This window comes from Mycobacterium fragae, from assembly GCF_002102185.1.
GTDB classification, from domain to species: Bacteria; Actinomycetota; Actinomycetes; order Mycobacteriales; family Mycobacteriaceae; genus Mycobacterium; species Mycobacterium fragae.
The window spans coordinates 60,976-79,457 of the sequence record NZ_LQOW01000006.1; the positions used below are offsets into that span (position 1 = coordinate 60,976).

Here is an 18,482-nt window from a genome sequence, read left to right on the forward strand (position 1 = left end):
GCCCGCGGACCGGGTTTACTAAAGCTCCCCCAGATCTGCCGAAAGCCAGTGTTGCGGTTGCAGATAGATGACGACGCTCTCGCCGAGCTCACTGCGGGCGTAGTCCAGATATGCGTCCACCCGTTCTGGCGGCATGTAGCGGCGCGTCAGCTCGACGAGCTGGTCATCGGTGCTCGGTTCGATGCGGCTCACCGGACCGTCGACCGCGACGTAACGCACCGTCGGGTCGATCCGCTCGACCATGAGGGAGAAATAGCCGGCGGCCTCGATCAGACGTGTCTTGCGCGAACCCGCCCCGGTGAGCACCCACGGCTCGCCGCCGGGCGTGTACTGATACCAGATCGGCACCGTCAACGGCCCACGGGCATCGCCGGCATACACCGAGAGCGCCGCGATATGCGGCTGTGCCAGAAACTCTTCTCGTTCAGTTTTGGATAGCGGCATGCGTGCCAGGTTAGCCGCGGAAGGCCGCCGCGATTCGACGCCACTGGTCACGGGGGAAGCTCAGGTGGTCGGCGACCAGCGCCTGGATGCAGACATGATCTGCGCCGGCCGCCTGATGCTCGGCGACTCTGCGCAGGATTGCCGCTTCGTCGCCCCAGGCGATGATCGCATCGAAGAGTCGATCGCTCACCTGTGCCAGATCGTCTTGCGAAAACCCGATGCGCAACAAGTTGTTGGCGTAGTTCGGCAACCCCAGATACGCCCGCAACCAATCGGTTCCGATCGCACGTGCCTCGTCACGACTATCGCACAGAAGCACCGCCTGTTCGGGCAGCAGCAGCGGACCGTCCCCCAAAGCCGCACGCGCACTAGCGGTGTGCTCGGGTGTGACCAGATACGGGTGGGCACCGGCGGCGCGGCTTGCGGCCAGCGCCAGCATCTTCGGACCCAGCGCGGCCAGCACCCGCCGATCCACGGGCACGGGTCGCTGCGCGGCATCCAACCCGTCCAGGAATGCGGTCGTTGCGGCAAGCGGTTGGCGGTATCGCCCGGGCTGGCGGGCATCGATGAGCGGTGCATGGCTGACGCCGATCCCCAGCAGAAAGCGGTCCCCGTGGGCGGCGGTGAGCGCCGCATAGGAGTCCGCCACGGTGTCCGGCTCGTGCATCCAGAGATTCAGGATGCCGGTGGCGATGATTGTCCGTTTCGTGGCGGCCAGTAAGTGGCCCACCGCATCGAGTACCGACCCGCTGACGTCGGGAATCCACAGCGCCGAGAAGCCCAGCTCCTCCAATTCCGCTGCGGCGTCGGCAGCCTCCGATGGGTCGCCATAGTGCAGTTGGTTGCTCCATACCCCGATGCCGGAAAGTTCCGTGTGCGCCATGTTGTCAAACGTCGCTGTAGTCGGGAACTCGCATCGAGTCGTGCATCCGCACACCCTTGGTGTTGAGCTTGCCCACCGCTCGAGTAAGCGGCGCGGGCAGCGCCGACACCAACTGCGCGCCGCGGGTTACCGCCCACAGCATGACCGCGGAGCCGGGGACGACGGTTTTGGCGGCAGCGCGAGCGAATGCCCGGCTGCGGCACACCGGTTCGCGCATCTGGGATTCGTACGCCGCGAACGCGGCCGCGTGGTCGCCCCGTGCGCGGGCGAGCTCGCCGGCCAACACGTAGGCGCCGACCACCGCAAGGCTGGTGCTGCCGCCGACCGCGGGCCCGGGGCAGTAGCCGGCGTCGCCGACGAGGGTGACCCGCCCGCGCGACCAGCTGTCCAGCTGCAGTTGGGTGATTGCGTCGAAATAAAACGCCGCCGTGTCGTCGAGTTGCCCGAGCCAGGTGTCCACCTCGGGAGCCATCCCGGTGAACGCCTGGTGCAGTAATTCCTTTTGCCGCACCACGTCTCGGTAGTCGTATCGAAGTTCGGGGCTGCGGAACAGGAACACGGCGCGCGCGTCGTCCAGGTGTTGGGCGGTGTAGATGGCCGCCATGCGTCCCACCCTGGCATGGCAGAGCAATTCGCCTTCGGGCGCAAGGGTTTTCGGCACTGACGCCACTGCCAGATACGCCCCGAGGAACTGGGTGACGACCGCATCGTTACCCAAAACGAGCTGTCGAACGTTGGAGTGCAGTCCGTCGGCGCCGACGATCACGTCGAACCTGCCCGGCGAGGCGTGCTCGAAAGTGACGTCACCGTCCGGCGATACGCTCGTGATCGAGTCGCCGAACAGGTACTCGACATTGTCGCGACCCGCGTCGTAGTAGATCTCGCTGAGATCGTCGCGCATGATCTCCACATGCCGGTCCGAGGCGGCGGTGAAGAGCTTGGTGAGATCGGCGCTGACCGGTCGTTTTGCGCTGTCGCGATAGATCGTCATCACGTTGGTCCCGGTGACGAGTTTCTCGATGCGCGGCAGGACCCCCATCTGCGCGGAAATCTCCATCGACGGCCGAAACAGGTCGACGGCATGGCCACCGGTTTTGCGTAATGTCGGCGCGCGTTCGACCACCGTGACGTCTAAGCCCTCGCGGCTCAGCCAGTAGGCCAGCACAGGCCCGGCGATGCTCGCGCCCGAAATCAAGACCCGCATCCTGCACCTCCTTACTTAACGTTCGGTAAGCCTAACATGCGGGCTTACCTATCGGTAAGTCAGATAAGCTGGGCGGGTGAAAAGGCCCCGCTCGGACACCCGTGAGCGCATCCAAGATGTCGCCCGCGAGCTGTTCGCGCGGCGAGGTGTGCAACGCACCAGCCTGCAGGACATCGCCGACGAACTGGGGATCACCAAGCCGGCGCTTTACTACCACTTCACCTCGCGTGAAGAGCTGGTCCGCAGCATCGTGGCGCCACTGATCGACGACGGCGAGCAGTTCGTCGCCGACCAGGAGAACCGTGTCGGCATCAAGGCGTGCGAATTGCTCGAGGGGTATTTCGATTTCCTGTACCGGCACCGGCGGGACCTTGTTGTGATACTCACGGAATTCGCCATCCTCGAGGACTTTGCTCTGGTCGAAAAGGTGCTTGCCTGGCACAGCCGGCTCGGCAAGCTGGTGTTCGGGCCGAAACCCACACTCGCCCAAGCAACCCGCGCGGTGATCGCACTCGGCGGTTTGCAGGACTGCTGTCTGCACTTCCCCGACACGCCTCGCCACAAGCTGCGCGCCGCGTCGGTCGAAGGTGCGTTGGCCGCGCTGGGAATCTGACGTGGGTTTAGAGTCCGAAGCTATGCGCTTCGGACTTTTCATCCCGCAAGGTTGGCGACTTGATCTCGTCGGAATTGAACCCGACAAGCAGTGGGCGGTGATGCGAGAGCTGGCCGGCTACGCCGACGACAGCGCATGGGATTCATTGTGGGTCTACGACCACTTCCACACCGTGCCGATGCCGACCGGCGAAGCCACCCACGAGGCCTGGTCGCTGATGTCGGCGTATGCGGCGAGCACATCGCGGATCAAGCTCGGACAGATGTGTACGGCGATGAGCTACCGCAACCCGGTCTACTTGGCCAAGGTGGCGGCCACCGCAGACGTCATCTCGGGTGGCCGCATTCAGATGGGCATCGGTGGCGGCTGGTACGAACACGAATGGCGGGCTTACGGTTACGGTTTCCCCTCGGCGGGTGTGAGGCTCGGGCGACTGGACGAGGGTGTGCAGATCATGCGCGACGCCTGGCGCGACGGCAAGGTCAGCTTCACCGGTAAGCATTACCAGATCGACGGTGCGATCGTTGCGCCGAAGCCCCTGCAGGACAGTGGGATTCCGCTATGGATTGCCGGCGGTGGGGAGAAGGTGACGCTGCGCATCGCGGCGAAATACGCGCAATACACCAATTTCTCCCCCGAGCCGACCGCGTTCGCGCGCAAGTCCGAAGCGCTTGCGCAGCACTGCGACGACGTGGGCACCGATTTCGCCGCCGTTGTGCGCTCGGTCAACGTCAACGCCGTCGTCGGCGCTTCGGACGCCGACGTCAAAGGCCGGTTGCAGCGCATCCGCGACCGGCTGATCGGCGCTATCCCTGAGGCGGCGGCGGACGGCTATATCGCCGGCACCACCGGGCCGGATTCGGCGGTCGGCACGCCGGAACAGGTGGTCGAACGGCTCGGGAAGCTGCGCGAGCTTGGCTGCGAGTACGTGATCTGTTACTTCCCGGAAGCCGCCTATGACCGGTCCAGCATCGAGCGGTTCGAGCAAGAAGTGATCCCCGCACTCAGCTAGGAGAATGGGGTTTCCGTTTTTGCCGAACGCTGTTGTACGGTTCGGTTATGCAGAAGGCACTGGCGCCCGGCATCTCGACCTGGCCTGACGAAAACCCGCAGCTGATCGGCAGCCAATGCGGCGACTGCGGCGCCACCACCTTCCCGGTGCAGCAGCTTTGCCCGCGTTGTAGCGGGAGTGCGATGAGCGAGGTGTTGCTGCCGCGCCGCGGAACCCTGGTGGCGTGGACCACCCAGGGTTTCCCGCCGGGGCCCCCGTATGCCGGGCCGACCGGCGAGGATTTCGTTCCGTTCGGAGTGGGCCTGGTCCAGCTCGGTGACGTAATTCGAGTCGAAGGCCGGCTCACCGAAAACGACCCCGCCAAGCTGCAGTTCGGGCAGGAGGTCGAGCTGACCATGGTGCCGTTCACCGCCGACGACGAGGGCAACGAAGTGGTCACCTTCGCTTTCCAGCCGGTCGGGGAAGGAGCCTGACATGACCAATGATGTGGCCATCATCGGCGTAGGCCTGCATCCATTCGGCAGATTCGACAAGACCGCGATGCAGATGGCCGCCGAGGCCATCCAATCCGCGCTAACCGACGCCGGGTGTGAGTGGAAGGACATCCAATTCGGCTTCGGCGGCAGCCACGAGGTGTCCAACCCCGACGCGGTCACCCGCTTGGTCGGGCTCACCGGCATCACGTTTACCAACGTGTTCAATGCCTGTGCCACCGCGGCCAGCGCAATTCAGCAGACGGCCGACACCATCCGGTTGGGCAAGTACGACATCGGCATCGCCATCGGCTTGGACAAGCATCCACGCGGCGCGTTCACCGACGACCCCGCCAAGTTGGCGCTGCCGCAGTGGTATGCGCAGAACGGGCAGTTCGTCACCACCAAGTTTTTCGGAATGAAGGCCAACAAGTACATCCACGACCACAACATCTCCCAGGCCACCCTGGCCAAGGTCGCCGCAAAGAACTTCCGCAATGGCGCCGCCAATCCGAATGCGTTCCGCCGCAAGGCGATTCCCGAAGACGCGATCCTCAACTCGACCGTGCTGAACTACCCGCTGACGCAATACATGTTCTGCGCGCCCGACGAGGGCGCCGCCGCGGTCGTGATGTGCCGAGCCGACATGGCGCACAAGTACACCGACAAGCCGGTGTACGTGCGGGCCACTGAGATTCGCACCCGCCGCTACGGCGCCTACGAGGTGCACGCCACCTTCGCCCCGTTGGACGAGGATGTCTCCCCGACGGTGTATGCGGCCAAGGCCGCCTACGAGGCCGCGGGCATCGGCCCTGAGGACATCGACCTTGCGCAATTGCAGGACACCGACGCCGGCGCCGAGGTCATCCACATGGCCGAGACCGGCCTGTGCGCCGACGGCGAGCAAGAGAAGCTGGTGGCCGACGGCGCCACCGAGATCGGTGGTCAGCTTCCGATCAACACCGACGGCGGGCTGATCGCCAACGGCGAGCCGATCGGGGCGTCGGGCCTGCGTCAGGTGCACGAGCTGGTGCGCCAGCTGCGCGGCGAGGCCGGTGAGCGTCAGGTGCCCGGCAACCCGCGCGTCGGCCTGGCCCAGGTGTACGGCGCACCGGGCACGGCGTCGGCGACCATCGTCTCGCTCTAAATTGCCGGGCCCAGAAGGTCGTCGGCGTCGCGGATGACATAGCCGTAGCCCTGCTCGGCGAGAAACCGTTGCCGGTGCGCGGCGTATTCGGCGTCTTGGCTGTCGCGCGCCACCACCGAGTAGAAGATGGCGCTTCCGCCGTCGGCCTTGGGCCGCAATATCCGGCCGAGCCGCTGCGCCTCTTCCTGACGCGACCCGAATGTCCCCGAAACCTGCACCGCCACTGCGGCTTCCGGCAGGTCGATGGAGAAATTGGCCACCTTGGACACCACCAAGGTGTTCACCTCGCCGCGGCGAAACGCATCGAACAGCGCTTCGCGTTCGGCGGTTTTGGTCGACCCTTGTATCACCGGGGCGTCGAGTACCGCACCGAGCTCTTCGAGCTGGTCGAGGTAGGCGCCGATCACCAGGGTCTGCTCGCCGGGGTGGCGGCTCAGCAGCGAGCGGACCACGGCGATCTTCGAATGTGCCGTCGAGCAGACCCGGTAGCGTTCATCGGGCTCGGCGGTGGCGTACATCATCCGCTCGCTGTCGGTCAGCGTGACCCGAACCTCGACGCACTCCGCCGGCGCGATCCAACCCTGCGCCTCAATGTCTTTCCACGGCGCGTCGTAGCGTTTCGGCCCGATCAGGCTGAACACGTCGCCCTCGCGGCCGTCCTCGCGGATCAGGGTGGCCGTCAACCCCAGCCGCCGCCGCGACTGCAGGTCGGCGGTCAACCGGAACACCGGGGCGGGCAGCAGATGCACCTCGTCGTAGATGATCAGCCCCCAGTCGCGGCTCTCGAACAGTTCCAGGTTGCGGTACTCGCCCTTGGTGCGACGGGTCATCATCTGATACGTGGAGATGGTGATCGGCCGGATCTCCTTGCGTTCACCGGAGTATTCGCCGATCTCGTCCTCGGTCAGCGACGTGCGAGCGACCAGTTCGCGTTTCCACTGCCGGGCCGCCACGGTGTTGGTGACCAGAATCAGCGTCGTCGCACTGGCTTTCGCCATCGCTGCGGCACCGACAAGCGTCTTGCCCGCCCCGCACGGCAGCACCACCACCCCCGAGCCGCCGGCCCAGAACGAGTCTGCCGCCATCTCCTGGTAGTCGCGCAGATGCCAACCGTTCTGGCGCAAGCTGATCGGGTGGGCCTCGCCGTCGACGTAGCCGGCCAGATCCTCGGCCGGCCAACCGATTTTGAGCAGCATCTGCTTGACCCGGCCGCGCTCGCTGGGATGGACGACGACCGTGTCGTCGTCGATGCGGGCGCCGAGCATCGGCGCGATCTTCTTGTGCCGCAACACTTCTTCGAGCACCGCGCGGTCCAGGCTGACCAGTGTCAGGCCGTGTGCGGGGTTCTTGACCAACTGCAGCCGCCCATAGCGGGCCATGGTGTCGACGATGTCGACCAGCAGCGGCTGGGGCACCGCGTAGCGGGAATAGCTGACCAGCGCGTCGACCACCTGCTCGGCGTCATGGCCTGCGGCGCGGGCGTTCCACAGCGCGAGCGGGGTGATCCGATAGGTGTGCACATGCTCAGGTGCACGCTCCAGCTCGGCGAACGGGGCGATCGCCGCGCGCGCGGCGCCCGCCAGCTCGTGGTCAACCTCGAGCAGCACCGTCTTGTCGGACTGCACGATCAACGGCCCGTCGGTCATAGCCCCGATTATCCGGACTCCGCCGACACGACCGACGTGATGCGGTGGATCGCGAAGTCACGCGCCCGGCCGGACGCCGAATCGAACGCCACCAGCTGGCCGCCGACCACGGCGACCGGGGAGACCACCCGCTGGGTGGCCACCCCGGCGGCATCGACATAGCCGATCACCACCGTCTCGCCCTGCTGCGCGGCCCGCTGCAGCAGCGACATCGCCACCGCAGGGTCGACGCGGCCGCCGGCGAAGGGGGCAACGGTCACCCTGCGCAGCACCGCGACGACCGCGGTCAGGGTTTCGCTGCTTGGCCGGGGTATCGGGCGGAGCAGTCGACGGCGCTGTGGGGCGGGCACCCGGGCGCCGCGGGCCCGGATGTCGACGATGGTGCCGGTGGAGTCCTCGGCCGCCGGCGCGAAACCCACGTCCCGCAGAGCGGCGAGCACTTCGGCGATCGGTGCTTGGGAAATCGCGACCGTCGGTGCGAGCACACGTAGTTGCAGCTCCTGGGCGGCGGCCACCGCCTGGGCGAGCAATGCCGGGTCCTCGCATCGCACGAACGATGCCGCCATGCCGATCCGCAGCTGCCCATGGCGGCGTGCCACGTCGTCAATGAGGTAGGTGAGACCTTGTGGCACAGGGGTTTTGGAGTGCCTCTCGAAAAGCGAATGCAAGGCGTCGGCGGTTTTGCCGATATCCAAAGCATGGCGGATCGACTGTTCACTGACCCGGTACACCATCGCCGTGCCCGCCGACTCGACGGTGGCGACGGCCGCTAGTTCCTCGGCGAGGTGACGTTCCAGCGGGCCGGGTACCACGACGGTCAGGTCGGCCTGCACCAGGAAGTGGTCGATCGGTTCGGGCAGAGCCCGAGCCATCGCGTCGACGACCGCGGCCGTGTCGTCGCTCTGAGTCAACAGCGCGCGCCCCGGCGTGCTGATCGCCCCGCGGCCCACCAAGCCAACCAGGTGCGCCTCCTCCAGCAGGTCGGCGATCGGACCCGGCTGCAACCGCTGCGCCCACCGCGGCCGCCGCCAGATCAGAGCCGCCGACGCCGTGTCCTTGTCGACCCCGGCTCCGGGCGGCAGTTCGGACAGCATGCCCAGCAGCAGCCGGCGGTCCAGCGGGGCCGCCGTGGAGTACAGGGAATCCGATAGCGCACCATACGGTTTGGCGTCCGGACCGTGGGACCCGATCAACGCCGGCCGGGCCGGCAGGTCAAGCCAGGTAGTGGCCAGCAGGTGCCAGCGGTCGGCGGTGGACGCTTCGGCGAACCGGTCGGCGGCCACCGTCGGCGCCCAATACGGCCCCTCACCGTGGACTGGTTGCGGGTCGGGTATGCCGCTTGCGATCAGCCCTGCCGCGGCGGCGAGTTCGAGGATCAGACCCAACCGGGCCTCCTCGATTCCGGTCACCTTCGCCAGCCGCCGCAGCTCGCGCACTCCCAGGCCGCCGGTGCGCAGCTCGGCGACCGGTGCGGCGGCCAGCGTTTCGAGCATCACCTCGAGTTCGCGCAGCAGGTCGATGACGGCCCCGGCGGCCGAGGCGTCGACGTCGACGGGCGTCGTGGTGGCGATCACCGGATCGGGCGTCGTCAGCTGCACCGGGCCGGACGCCTCGCCGCGCAGCACCTGCCCGACCAAGCGCGGAAGGATCACCGTCTCGGCGTCGACTCGGCGAAGCAGTCCCATCGCCAGCAGCTGCGGCACCGGGCGATCGGTCGGGGCGCCGGGCGCGGCGTCCCGGGTGCGGCCCAATGGTGATCCGGTGACCAGCTTCTCGAGTACCTCCTGCTGCGGGCCGCCAAGGGTATCGATCAGCTCGGCGATCTGCTCCGCGGTCTGCGACATGTCCTCCAGGGTCACTTGCCCGGGATGCCACGGCAGCCCCGCACCGGCGTCGGCGGCCACCCGTAGCTCGGAGTCGCCCCACACCAGCGCGCGTTCCTTGAGGTCGTCGAGCGCCTCGAGCAGATCGGCTTCGGGGACCCGATCGCCGATCAGCGTGAGCAACTTGGCGATTGGCACCGGCGCGGTGTCGGCATGCAGCACCAGCAACGCGTCGATGGTCGCCAGCCGCAGGAAGTCCAGCTCGTCGGTGGCGGCCTTGACCGATTGACGCGCCTGAGCGCGTGTGGCCAGGGCCGCGATGCTGCCCGGCGGCGGCTGGGCAAGGTCGGGCCGCAGCTCCAGCAGACGGATCAGCCGCTCGTCGGGCAAGTCGGCCAGCCAGGACCCCAGCGGGATGCCCGGGGTGTGTTCGGTCATTGCTGACCAGCGTAAAGCAGCCACTCGACAGTCCGTCCCCACGCGACCTGTCAGAATGGACGCGTGGCTGACAACGCTGACAAGAAGGCGCAGAAGACCGAGAAGACGCCAAAGGCGCGATACGTCGACAAGGGCTGGCCGACGACCAACCCGGACGATCACGCGGTGAGCGAACTGGCGACCGATCGAGTGGGCGCACTATCGCCTTACGGCGACCTGGTGTTCCCGTTGCCTGCCGACGAATTGCCCTACGTACACCCCGTCACGGTGGTCAACCGGTAGGCGACGAATGTCTGGCGCTGCGGCTCCGGGTCCGCTCTCGCACATCGATGAGCGGGGCGCGGCGCACATGGTCGACGTCACCGAGAAGGAAGCGACCAGGCGCACCGCCGTGGCGGCGGGTTCGCTGCGCACGTCGGCGCACGTGGTGGAGCTGATCTCGTCCGGCGGGTTGCCCAAGGGCGACGCATTGGCCACCGCGCGGGTGGCCGGCATCCAGGCCGCCAAGCGCACGAGCGAGCTGATCCCGCTTTGCCATCAGCTGGCGCTCACCGGCGTGGACGTCGATTTCACCGTCGGCAAGTCGGATATCGAGATCACCGCCACCGTGCACAGCACCGACCGGACCGGGGTGGAGATGGAGGCGCTGACGGCGGTGAGCGTGGCGGCTCTGACGCTCTACGACATGATCAAGGCCGTGGACCCGGCCGCCCGCATCGACGACGTCCGGGTGTTGCGCAAGGACGGCGGACGCAGCGGAACCTGGACCCGGTGATGGGGGCCCGATCCGCGCGCGTCATCATCGCCTCCACCCGGGCCTCCGCTGGCGTGTACGACGACCGATGCGGGCCGATCATCGCCGAATGGCTTGGGCAGCGCGGGTTTTCGGCTGTGGACCCGCAGGTGGTTCCCGACGGCGACGCCGTGGGCCAGGCCCTACGCGACGCCCTCGGCGACGGCGTCGACCTGGTGATCACGTCCGGCGGCACCGGCATCTCGCCCAGCGATGACACACCCGCGCAGACGGCCGCGGTGCTCGACTACGAGGTGCCCGGGCTGGCCGACGCCATCCGCCGCTCTGGTCTGCCGAAGGTGCCGACCTCGGTGCTGTCCCGGGGGGTGTGCGGGGTGGCCGGGCGAACCCTGATCGTCAACCTGCCGGGCTCGCCGGGCGGTGTGCGCGACGGGCTCGGCGTGCTCGCCGACGTGCTCGACCACGCGCTGGACCAACTCGCCGGCAAAGATCACTCGCGCTGATGACACAGGTGCTGCGCGCGGCGCTGACCGATCAGCCGATCCTGCTGGCCGAGCACGAAGAGCTGGTCGGCCATCACGCCGCGGGCGCCATCGTCGGCTTCGTCGGCATGATCCGCGACCACGACGGCGGACGACAGGTGCTGCGGCTGGAATACTCCGCGCACCCGACGGCCCAACAGGTCATGGCCGACGTGCTGGCCGAAGTCGCCGAGCAGTGCCACGGGGTGCGCGCGATCGCGGCCAGCCACCGGATCGGTGTGTTGGAGATCGGCGAGGCGGCCCTGGTTGCCGCCGTCGCCGCCGATCACCGCGGCGCGGCGTTCGACGCGTGCGAGCACCTGGTGAACACCATCAAGGAGCGGTTACCGGTGTGGAAGCACCAGTTCTTCGCCGACGGAACCGACGAGTGGGTGGGCTCGGCGTGACGCCCGGCAGCCGTTAGGCGAGACCGGACAGCGCGGAGTTGGGGTTCACGCCCTGTGACTGGATGGCTTGCCACAGCTGATTGAGATAGCCGGGGTCCACGCCCGACGGCGGGCCGGCCGGCAGTCCATTGGGCGCGCCGTTCGGCATATTCGCGGGGTCGAGCAGCGGCGCGAGTTGCGACGGCACCTGGGCGTCGTGCATCGCTGAGCCGGCAGCGGCCGGATCGAGCGGCAGCGACGGCGCGGGGTCGCCCGGCGCGGGGGCAAGCGGCGCCGGCTGCAGCGCCCACAACTGCGTGTCGCGCGGACTGGCAGCGGCCGGGTCGTTGGCGAATGTCCAGTGCGCCACGGCGGTCGCCTGCTGGACCTCAGCCGGTGGCTGGTCGACGGGACCAGGCTCGTCTACCGCTGCCGGCTCGGCGGGCGGTGCGGGCTCGGCCGGGTCAGCGGGCGGTGCAGGCTCGGCCGGTGCGGCGGGCTCGTCGACCGGAGCTTCCAGAGCAGCCGGCTCGACGGGCGGTGCAGGCCCTTCCGGCGCTGGCGGTGGCGCTGGTTCTTCGGCCGGTGGTGGCGCGTCGACGGCGGCCGGCTCGGCCGGAGGCGCAGGCTCGGCGGGCGGAGCGGGCTCGTCGACCGGAGCATCGGTTGCTGCAAGCTCCACGGGCGGCGCGGGCTCTTCCTGTGGTGGCGGGGGCGGCGCCGGTGCTTCGGCCGGTGGTGGCGTATCGACGGCGGCCGGTTCGGCCGGGGGCGCGGGGTCAGCGGGCGGTGCGGGCTCGGCCGGGGGTGCGGGCTCCTGCGGTGCCGGCTCAGCGACGACGTTGCGCGGTGTCGCGCCCGAAAGGCCGCGCCCGCAGACCGGCCAGGCGCCGCGGCCCTGGGTAGCCAGAACCCGTTCGGCTACCGCGATCTGCTGTTCCCGAGTCGCCAGATTCGCCGACGGCGCATACTGTCCGCCGCCGTGGGCGGCCCAGGTGCCCTGCGAGAACTGCAGGCCGCCGTGATACCCGTTGCCGGTGTTGATGGCCCAGTTACCGCCGGACTCGCAGCCAGCGACGCGATCCCATTCGGTGTCGGGTGCCGCGCTCGCGTGGCTCGCGAATGCAATACCGCCGCCACCGATCACTGCCCCGGTGAAGGCGACTTTTGCGACGTTGATGTTTGAGGTGGTGGGCTTACGATGCCGTCCGCTCATACGCCGGTGATGTCCTCTCTCGATGCGCCTTCGAGGTCAGCTGTCGGGTTCGGGCTGGTGTGCAACCAGAGAGAGTTGCCCGGCCACGTCGCCCCGCGGGAACGGCGTTGGCTTCACCCCAAGGAGCCGCGCACGGCTCCGGTCCGATTTCGGCGAACCAATTGGGTCCCCCGCCTCCATCCATGTGTTGGCGTTTCCCGCCTATCGGATGGAGCTCGGCGCTATAGGCGAGAAGGGCCGCCGCTCAGGAAGATTCGGTCAGCCCGCGGAGAACGGTAGCGGGTGATCGCGGCGGAGTCATGTCTAGACGAATCGGGCGTTTCGTTTTCGACCGAAATCAAAAATGCCAGGAAAGCCATCTGTTTGCGCAGGTCAAAAGCTCCGCAATCAAGCCGTTGCCGCGCTGTTATACATCTGTTATGTGATTGATTTCACACCGATCAGCCGCCGGCGAACGGCGGTAACACGTCGATCGTCTCGCCGGCGCGAAGGGGCCGACTGGTCGCCGCACCCGCTGGGACGGCGATGCCGTCGCAGAGGTAGGAGCACCGGCTCAGGACCGTCGCGAGCCGCGTGTCGCGTCCGGCCAGACCGTCGACCAGCTCGGCCACCGTGGACCCGGGGCGCACCGTGACGGTTTCCGATTCGGCGCCGGCCGCCGCGCGGGCAGCCGCGAAGTAGCGGACCGTGATCGGGATACCGGCGTCCTCGCCGGACGGTTGAGCCACCGGTCAGCCGCCGATCGAGCTCATCGGACGGTCCGGCTGGATGAAGCCCGGGTCGTTGATGCCGTGCCCGGCAGCCTTGACCCACATCGCGGCCCGCCACGCCGCCTCGATCGCGTCGTCGTCGGCGCCGCTGCGCAGCAAGCCACGAAGGTCGGTCTCCTGCCTGGCGAACAGGCAGTTGCGGACCTGGCCGTCAGCGGTCAGCCGAACACGGTCACACGTCGAACAGAACGGGTGCGAGACCGAGGCGATCAAACCCACCTTCCCGCTCGGCCCACCCGGACCCTCGTCGACGAGCCACAGCTCAGCCGGCGCCGAACCTCGTGGCGCCGGGTCCGGTCGCAGCCGGAAGTGTGGCCGCAGCGCCGCCAGCACATCGTCGGCGCTGAGCGCGGCGCCACGGCGCCATTGGTGCCCGGCGTCAAGCGGCATCTGTTCGATGATCCGCAGTTGATAGCCATGCTCCAGGCAGAACCGCAGGAGTCCCACCACGTCCTCGCGTCCCGTCGCAGGGTCAAGCACAGCGTTGACCTTGACCGGCTCGAAACCAGCCCGCTTCGCCGCGGCCAGGCCCGCCAGCACGTCGGACATTCGGTCCCGTCGAGTGATGGCCTCGAAATGGGCCGGGTCGACGGTGTCCAGCGACACGTTCACCCGATCCAGACCGGCCGCAGCGAGCGCGGCCGCGCGCCGGTCCAGCCCCAGGCCATTGGTGGTCAGCGAAATCTCCGGGCGAGGTCGCAGTGCTGCGGCCGCCGCCACCACCTCTTCGAGATGCCGGGCCAACAACGGCTCGCCGCCGGTAAACCGCACGCTGGTGATACCGAGGCGGATGACCGCGATGCGCAGCAACCGCGCCAGCTCGTCGGGTCGCAGCAGCGCCTCGCTGGGCAGCCAGTCCAAACCCTCTGCGGGCATGCAATAGGTGCAGCGCAGGTTGCAGCGATCGGTCAGCGACACCCGCAAGTCGGTGGCGACCCGGCCGTAGGTGTCAACCAGCGGACCGGAGGCGGGGGCGTCGCGGGCCGCCATCGCGTCGGCGTCGCCACGCACGGTGGGCAAACCCAGTGCGGTCAGGGTCATGCCGCCGCCGATCCGACTCGATAGGGCGCAGCCGGCGAGTCAACGGGGACGATTTCTTTGCCCAGCGGCATCAGCGACACCGGGATCAGTTTGAGATTCGCCAGCGCCAGCGGAATGCCGATGATCGTGATCGCCATCGCGACCGCGGTCACCAGGTGCTCGATCGCGAGCCAGAATCCGAACAACACCAACCAGACGACATTCCCGACCAGGGTTGCGGTGCCGGTGCCGGGTTTGTCGACGATCGTCCGTCCGAACGGCCAGAGCGCATAGGATGCGATGCGCAGCGCCGCGAACCCGAAGGGGATTGTGACGATCAGCAGGAAGCAGACCAGCGCCACAAGAAAGTATGTCAAGGCCAGCAAAAGCCCGCCGAAGACCAACCAGATGATGTTCAGGATCAGGCGCATTGTCTCCTCCACGGTAGGGCCAGCCTACCGAGAAACAGGGTGCTCGGCTGGCCGCCGTCCGAGTAGGATCAGCAGTCACGCGTCCTGCGCAGGCGGGACGCTTCATTTTGTTGGCCATTCCAGTAATTCCGTCAGACAAGCAGGTGAGACCGGTGCCGACTGGCAAGGTGAAGTGGTACGACGCCGCGAAGGGGTTCGGCTTCTTGTCCCAGGAGGACGGCGAGGACGTCTACGTCCGCTCCTCGGCGTTGCCCGAGGGCGTCGAGGGCCTCAAGGCGGGACAGCGCGTCGAATTCGGTGTCGCGACCGGTCGTCGCGGGCCGCAGGCGTTGAGCCTCAAACTGATTGATCCACCGCCCAGCCTGTCCCGCCCCCGCCGAGAGGGCCCTGCCGAGCACAAGCACAGCCCCGATGAACTGCACGGCATGGTCGAGGACATGATCACGTTGCTGGAGAGCACGGTGCAGCCTGAGCTCCGCAAGGGTCGCTACCCGGACCGCAAAACCGCTCGGAGGGTCTCCGAGGTGGTCAAAGCCGTTGCCCGGGAGCTGGACTCCTAGGCAGTCGCGTCCGCAATTCCGCAAAAGCAGGTGTACGGAAGTGCGCCTCGGGCAACACTAGTTACTGACGCGTAACATAGGTCGTAATCCAGGGAGTGTCCGATGGCGCAGCAGGTACAGGTCACCGAGGAGCAGGCGAGAGCCGTAGCCGAGGAGTCACGGGAAAGCGGTTGGGATAAGCCGTCTTTCGCCAAGGAACTTTTCCTCGGCCGCTTCCCCTTAGAGCTCATCCACCCGTTTCCCCGGCCGGACGCCGAAGAGTCGGCTCGCGCCGAGGCTTTCCTGATCAAACTGCGGGAGTTTCTCGGCACCGTTGACGGCAGCGTCATCGAGCGCGACGCCCAGATTCCCGACGAATACGTCAAAGGATTTGCCGAACTGGGCTGCTTCGGCATGAAGATCCCCGCCGAATACGGCGGCCTGGGCATGTCGCAGGTGACCTACAACCGCGCGCTGATGATGGTGGGGACTGTTCATCCCAGCCTCGGTGCGCTGTTGTCGGCGCATCAGTCGATCGGGGTACCCGAGCCGCTCAAGCTGGCCGGGACGCCGGAGCAGAAGCGGAAGTTCTTGCCGCGGTGCGCCGCCGGGGCCATTTCGGCGTTCCTACTCACCGAGCCGGACGTGGGTTCCGACCCGGCGCGGATGGCCTCGACCGCGACCCCCGTCGACGACGGCGCGGCGTACGAGCTCGACGGCGTGAAATTGTGGACCACCAACGGCGTGGTCGCCGATCTGCTGGTGGTGATGGCCCGGGTACCCAAGAGCGACGGGCACCGCGGCGGAATCAGCGCCTTCGTGGTCGAGGCCGATTCTCCCGGCATCACCGTCGAGCGGCGCAACAAGTTCATGGGGTTGCGCGGCATCGAGAACGGCGTGACCCGGCTGCATAAAGTCCGAGTGCCGCGCGAGAACCTGATCGGCCGCGAAGGTGACGGCCTCAAGATCGCGCTGACCACGCTGAACGCCGGACGCCTGTCCCTGCCGGCGCTGGCGACGGGCGCCGTGAAGTGGTCGCTGAAGATCGCCCGGGAGTGGTCTTGCGAACGGGTGCAGTGGGGCAAGCCAGTCGGTGAGCATGGTGCAGTCGCCGGCAAGATCTCATTCATGGCCGCAACCGCTTACGCGCTCGAAGCCGCGGTCGAACTGTCCGGGCAGATGGCCGACGAGGGCCGCAACGACATCCGGATCGAGGCGGCGCTGGCCAAGTTGTGGTCGAGCGAGATAGCCTGCGTGGTCGCCGACGATCTGGTGCAGATCCGCGGGGGCCGGGGCTACGAGACCGCGGAGTCGTTGGCCGCGCGGGGGGAGCGTGCGGTGCCGGCGGAGCAGGCGATGCGCGACGTGCGGATCAACCGGATCTTCGAGGGATCCAGCGAGATCATGCGACTGCTCATCGCCCGAGAGGCGGTCGACGCGCATCTGACCGCGGCCGGCGACTTGGCGAACCCCAAAGCCGACATGCGGCAGAAGGCCAAGGCCGCTGCCGGTGCGAGCGGATTCTACGCAAAGTGGTTGCCGCAACTGGTTTTCGGCGAAGGACAACTGCCGACGAGCTACCGCGAGTTCGGCAGGCTGGCGACACATCTGCGATTCGTCGAGCGTTCGGCGCGCAAGCTGGCCCGCAACACGTTCTATGGAATGGCGCGCTGGCAGGCTGCCCTGGAGCAAAAGCAGGGATTCCTCGGCCGCATCGTGGATATCGGTGCCGAGCTGTTCGCGATGGCGGCGGCGTGCGTTCGTGCCGAGGCCCAGCGCGTTGCCGATCAGGCCGATGGAGAGCAGGCATACGAGCTGGCGGACGCGTTTTGCCAGCAGGCCACCCTGCGGGTCGAGGCGTTGTTCCACGCATTGTGGGCCAACACCGACAGCACCGACGTTCGGCTGGCCCGAGATGTATTGGGCGGACGCTATATCTGGCTGGAGGACGGGATCGTCGACCAGTCCGAGGGCACCGGACCATGGATCGCCCACTGGGAACCGGGACCGTCGACCGAGGAGAATATGGCTCGGCGGTTCCTGACAGTACCGGAGTCCTGAAAAGGTGGCGTCCTATGTCGCCGAGGCCGGCGAGTTCACCCGCGACACAAACTACATCGCGACGCGCATCACCGCCGACGGACGTGACGGCTATCCGGTCGAGCCGGGGCGATACCGACTGATCGTCGCCCGCGCGTGCCCGTGGGCCAACCGCGCGATCATCGTCCGGCGGCTGCTGGGACTGGAAAGCGCTATTTCCATTGGTTTTTGCGGGCCCACTCACGACGAGCGGAGCTGGACCTTCGATCTGGATCCGGACGGACTCGACCCGGTGCTCAAGATCCCTCGTTTACAGGATGCGTACTTCAAGCGCTTTCCCGATTACCCGAAAGGCATTACCGTTCCGGCGATCGTCGATGTGCCCACCGGTGCGGTGGTGACCAACGACTTCGCGCAAATAACCCTGGACTTGTCCACCGAATGGACGGCCTACCAACGCGACGGCGCCCCGCAGTTATATCCAGAACCCTTGCGCGCCGAGATCGACGAGGTCAGTAAGCGGGTCTACACCGAAATCAACAACGGCGTCTACCGCTGTGGCTTCGCCGGTTCGCAGCAGGCCTATGACTCGGCCTATGACCGGCTGTTCACCGCGTTGGATTGGGTCAGCGATCGCCTGGCGAACCAGCGGTATCTGGTCGGGGACACCATCACTGAAGCCGACGTTCGACTGTTCACCACGCTGGCCCGCTTCGATGCGGTCTATCACGGGCATTTCAAGTGCAACCGGTCGAAGCTGTCCGAGATGCCGGTGCTGTGGGCCTATGCCCGCGACCTGTTCCAGACCCCGGGCTTCGGCGATACCGTCGACTTCGTCCAGATCAAGCAGCACTACTACATCGTGCACGCCGACATCAACCCCACTCGCATCGTGCCCAAAGGCCCGACCCTCGCCAACTGGCTCACACCACACGGCCGAGAAGCGTTGGGCGGCAGGCCCTTCGGCGACGGCAATCCGCCCGGGCCTCCGCTGGAGGCCGAGCGGGTGCCCGCCGGTCACGGCGCATAGCCTTCGCGCCCCCAGCGCCCCCAGCGCCCCCAGCGTCGAACGTCGACTTTTCGTGCGAAAAGGGAGCATTTGCGCCCAACAACTCGACGCTC

At 67.3% G+C, this 18,482-nt stretch carries 20 protein-coding genes and 1 riboswitch; of the genes, 11 read left to right on the forward strand and 9 right to left on the reverse strand.

Going from position 1 to position 18,482, the window contains the following annotated elements:
• Positions 1-18: 18 nt before the first annotated feature.
• Genes AWC06_RS04290 through AWC06_RS04300 form a run of 3 tightly spaced genes read right to left on the reverse strand, consistent with a single transcriptional unit; the run spans position 19 to position 2,531 of the window.
• Positions 19-444: a pyridoxamine 5'-phosphate oxidase family protein gene (locus AWC06_RS04290; RefSeq protein ID WP_085194728.1), complete on the reverse strand. Its 426-nt coding sequence runs from the start codon at positions 442-444 to the stop codon at positions 19-21.
• Between the two features lie 10 nt (positions 445-454).
• Positions 455-1,327, reverse strand: coding sequence for an LLM class F420-dependent oxidoreductase (locus AWC06_RS04295; RefSeq protein WP_085194730.1), 873 nt, complete (start codon positions 1,325-1,327; stop codon positions 455-457).
• A gap of 4 nt (positions 1,328-1,331) precedes the next feature.
• The gene (locus AWC06_RS04300; protein WP_085194732.1) at positions 1,332-2,531 is read right to left on the reverse strand and encodes an FAD-dependent monooxygenase; all 1,200 of its coding nucleotides are present in this window, start codon (positions 2,529-2,531) and stop codon (positions 1,332-1,334) included.
• A 76-nt stretch (positions 2,532-2,607) separates the two neighbouring features.
• Here AWC06_RS04300 and AWC06_RS04305 point away from each other — a divergent pair, with 76 nt between their 5' ends.
• From AWC06_RS04305 to AWC06_RS04320, 4 genes are read left to right on the forward strand one after another with little or no spacing between them, the layout of a single operon-like run.
• Entirely contained in the window at positions 2,608-3,144 is a 537-nt protein-coding gene (locus AWC06_RS04305; RefSeq protein WP_085194734.1) for a TetR/AcrR family transcriptional regulator, read from the forward strand.
• A gap of 22 nt (positions 3,145-3,166) precedes the next feature.
• Positions 3,167-4,156: an LLM class F420-dependent oxidoreductase gene (locus AWC06_RS04310; protein WP_085194736.1), complete on the forward strand. Its 990-nt coding sequence runs from the start codon at positions 3,167-3,169 to the stop codon at positions 4,154-4,156.
• A 47-nt stretch (positions 4,157-4,203) separates the two neighbouring features.
• Positions 4,204-4,629, forward strand: a complete 426-nt coding sequence (locus AWC06_RS04315) for a Zn-ribbon domain-containing OB-fold protein (RefSeq protein WP_085194738.1) — start codon at positions 4,204-4,206, stop codon at positions 4,627-4,629.
• A 1-nt stretch (position 4,630) separates the two neighbouring features.
• On the forward strand, positions 4,631-5,776 hold the full coding sequence (locus tag AWC06_RS04320; RefSeq protein ID WP_085194740.1) for a thiolase family protein: 1,146 nt from the start codon (positions 4,631-4,633) through the stop codon (positions 5,774-5,776).
• Here AWC06_RS04320 and AWC06_RS04325 read toward each other — a convergent pair.
• Entirely contained in the window at positions 5,773-7,422 is a 1,650-nt protein-coding gene (locus AWC06_RS04325; protein WP_085194742.1) for a DNA repair helicase XPB, read from the reverse strand. The two genes, AWC06_RS04320 and AWC06_RS04325, sit on opposite strands and share 4 nt — an antisense overlap.
• Positions 7,423-7,430: 8 nt before the next feature.
• Positions 7,431-9,683: a helicase-associated domain-containing protein gene (locus tag AWC06_RS04330; protein WP_085194744.1), complete on the reverse strand. Its 2,253-nt coding sequence runs from the start codon at positions 9,681-9,683 to the stop codon at positions 7,431-7,433.
• 63 nt (positions 9,684-9,746) lie between these two features.
• Between AWC06_RS04330 and AWC06_RS04335 the strand changes: the two genes are divergently transcribed.
• Genes AWC06_RS04335 through AWC06_RS04350 form a run of 4 tightly spaced genes read left to right on the forward strand, consistent with a single transcriptional unit; the run spans position 9,747 to position 11,365 of the window.
• Positions 9,747-9,965, forward strand: coding sequence for a hypothetical protein (locus AWC06_RS04335; protein ID WP_085194746.1), 219 nt, complete (start codon positions 9,747-9,749; stop codon positions 9,963-9,965).
• 7 nt (positions 9,966-9,972) lie between these two features.
• Entirely contained in the window at positions 9,973-10,458 is a 486-nt protein-coding gene (gene moaC / locus AWC06_RS04340) for a cyclic pyranopterin monophosphate synthase MoaC (RefSeq protein WP_085194748.1), read from the forward strand.
• Positions 10,458-10,940 (forward strand): MogA/MoaB family molybdenum cofactor biosynthesis protein, encoded by a 483-nt coding sequence (locus tag AWC06_RS04345; RefSeq protein ID WP_085195109.1) that lies wholly within the window; start codon positions 10,458-10,460, stop codon positions 10,938-10,940. Before moaC ends, AWC06_RS04345 begins: the two co-directional genes overlap by 1 nt.
• Entirely contained in the window at positions 10,940-11,365 is a 426-nt protein-coding gene (locus AWC06_RS04350) for a molybdenum cofactor biosynthesis protein MoaE (RefSeq protein ID WP_085194750.1), read from the forward strand. The genes AWC06_RS04345 and AWC06_RS04350 overlap by 1 nt, the downstream gene beginning before the upstream one ends.
• 13 nt (positions 11,366-11,378) lie before the next feature.
• Here the strand turns inward: AWC06_RS04350 and AWC06_RS04355 are convergent, their stop codons facing one another.
• The 4 genes from AWC06_RS04355 to AWC06_RS04370 all read right to left on the reverse strand — a co-directional run bounded on the left by AWC06_RS04355 (position 11,379) and on the right by AWC06_RS04370 (position 14,781).
• Positions 11,379-12,560 carry a transglycosylase family protein gene (locus AWC06_RS04355; RefSeq protein WP_085194752.1) on the reverse strand — a complete coding sequence of 394 codons (1,182 nt, stop codon included), beginning with the start codon at positions 12,558-12,560 and terminating at the stop codon, positions 11,379-11,381.
• A 9-nt stretch (positions 12,561-12,569) separates the two neighbouring features.
• Positions 12,570-12,763, reverse strand: a riboswitch (cyclic di-AMP (ydaO/yuaA leader).
• A 237-nt stretch (positions 12,764-13,000) separates the two neighbouring features.
• Entirely contained in the window at positions 13,001-13,288 is a 288-nt protein-coding gene (locus tag AWC06_RS04360; RefSeq protein ID WP_085194754.1) for a MoaD/ThiS family protein, read from the reverse strand.
• A 3-nt stretch (positions 13,289-13,291) separates the two neighbouring features.
• Entirely contained in the window at positions 13,292-14,371 is a 1,080-nt protein-coding gene (gene moaA, locus AWC06_RS04365; RefSeq protein WP_085194756.1) for a GTP 3',8-cyclase MoaA, read from the reverse strand.
• The gene (locus tag AWC06_RS04370; RefSeq protein ID WP_085194758.1) at positions 14,368-14,781 is read right to left on the reverse strand and encodes a YccF domain-containing protein; all 414 of its coding nucleotides are present in this window, start codon (positions 14,779-14,781) and stop codon (positions 14,368-14,370) included. Before AWC06_RS04370 ends, moaA begins: the two co-directional genes overlap by 4 nt.
• A gap of 152 nt (positions 14,782-14,933) precedes the next feature.
• Between AWC06_RS04370 and AWC06_RS04375 the strand changes: the two genes are divergently transcribed.
• From AWC06_RS04375 to AWC06_RS04385, 3 genes are all read left to right on the forward strand, one after another.
• The gene (locus tag AWC06_RS04375; RefSeq protein ID WP_085195111.1) at positions 14,934-15,341 is read left to right on the forward strand and encodes a cold-shock protein; all 408 of its coding nucleotides are present in this window, start codon (positions 14,934-14,936) and stop codon (positions 15,339-15,341) included.
• A 102-nt stretch (positions 15,342-15,443) separates the two neighbouring features.
• Positions 15,444-17,381: an acyl-CoA dehydrogenase family protein gene (locus AWC06_RS04380; protein WP_085194760.1), complete on the forward strand. Its 1,938-nt coding sequence runs from the start codon at positions 15,444-15,446 to the stop codon at positions 17,379-17,381.
• 4 nt (positions 17,382-17,385) lie between these two features.
• Positions 17,386-18,390, forward strand: coding sequence for a glutathione S-transferase family protein (locus AWC06_RS04385; protein WP_085194762.1), 1,005 nt, complete (start codon positions 17,386-17,388; stop codon positions 18,388-18,390).
• Positions 18,391-18,482: the final 92 nt, after the last annotated feature.

Coding starts and splice junctions, on each gene's coding strand:
- AWC06_RS04290 (WP_085194728.1), bottom strand. CDS start 444: ATGCCGCTATCCAAAACTGAACGAGAAGAGTTTCTGGCACAGCCGCAT.
- AWC06_RS04300 (WP_085194732.1), bottom strand. CDS start 2,531: ATGCGGGTCTTGATTTCGGGCGCGAGCATCGCCGGGCCTGTGCTGGCC.
- AWC06_RS04345 (WP_085195109.1), top strand. CDS start 10,458: ATGGGGGCCCGATCCGCGCGCGTCATCATCGCCTCCACCCGGGCCTCC.
- moaC (WP_085194748.1), top strand. CDS start 9,973: ATGTCTGGCGCTGCGGCTCCGGGTCCGCTCTCGCACATCGATGAGCGG.
- AWC06_RS04325 (WP_085194742.1), bottom strand. CDS start 7,422: ATGACCGACGGGCCGTTGATCGTGCAGTCCGACAAGACGGTGCTGCTC.
- AWC06_RS04310 (WP_085194736.1), top strand. CDS start 3,167: ATGCGCTTCGGACTTTTCATCCCGCAAGGTTGGCGACTTGATCTCGTC.
- moaA (WP_085194756.1), bottom strand. CDS start 14,371: ATGACCCTGACCGCACTGGGTTTGCCCACCGTGCGTGGCGACGCCGAC.
- AWC06_RS04380 (WP_085194760.1), top strand. CDS start 15,444: ATGGCGCAGCAGGTACAGGTCACCGAGGAGCAGGCGAGAGCCGTAGCC.
- AWC06_RS04320 (WP_085194740.1), top strand. CDS start 4,631: ATGACCAATGATGTGGCCATCATCGGCGTAGGCCTGCATCCATTCGGC.
- AWC06_RS04295 (WP_085194730.1), bottom strand. CDS start 1,327: ATGGCGCACACGGAACTTTCCGGCATCGGGGTATGGAGCAACCAACTG.
- AWC06_RS04370 (WP_085194758.1), bottom strand. CDS start 14,781: ATGCGCCTGATCCTGAACATCATCTGGTTGGTCTTCGGCGGGCTTTTG.
- AWC06_RS04330 (WP_085194744.1), bottom strand. CDS start 9,683: ATGACCGAACACACCCCGGGCATCCCGCTGGGGTCCTGGCTGGCCGAC.
- AWC06_RS04315 (WP_085194738.1), top strand. CDS start 4,204: ATGCAGAAGGCACTGGCGCCCGGCATCTCGACCTGGCCTGACGAAAAC.
- AWC06_RS04355 (WP_085194752.1), bottom strand. CDS start 12,560: ATGAGCGGACGGCATCGTAAGCCCACCACCTCAAACATCAACGTCGCA.
- AWC06_RS04350 (WP_085194750.1), top strand. CDS start 10,940: ATGACACAGGTGCTGCGCGCGGCGCTGACCGATCAGCCGATCCTGCTG.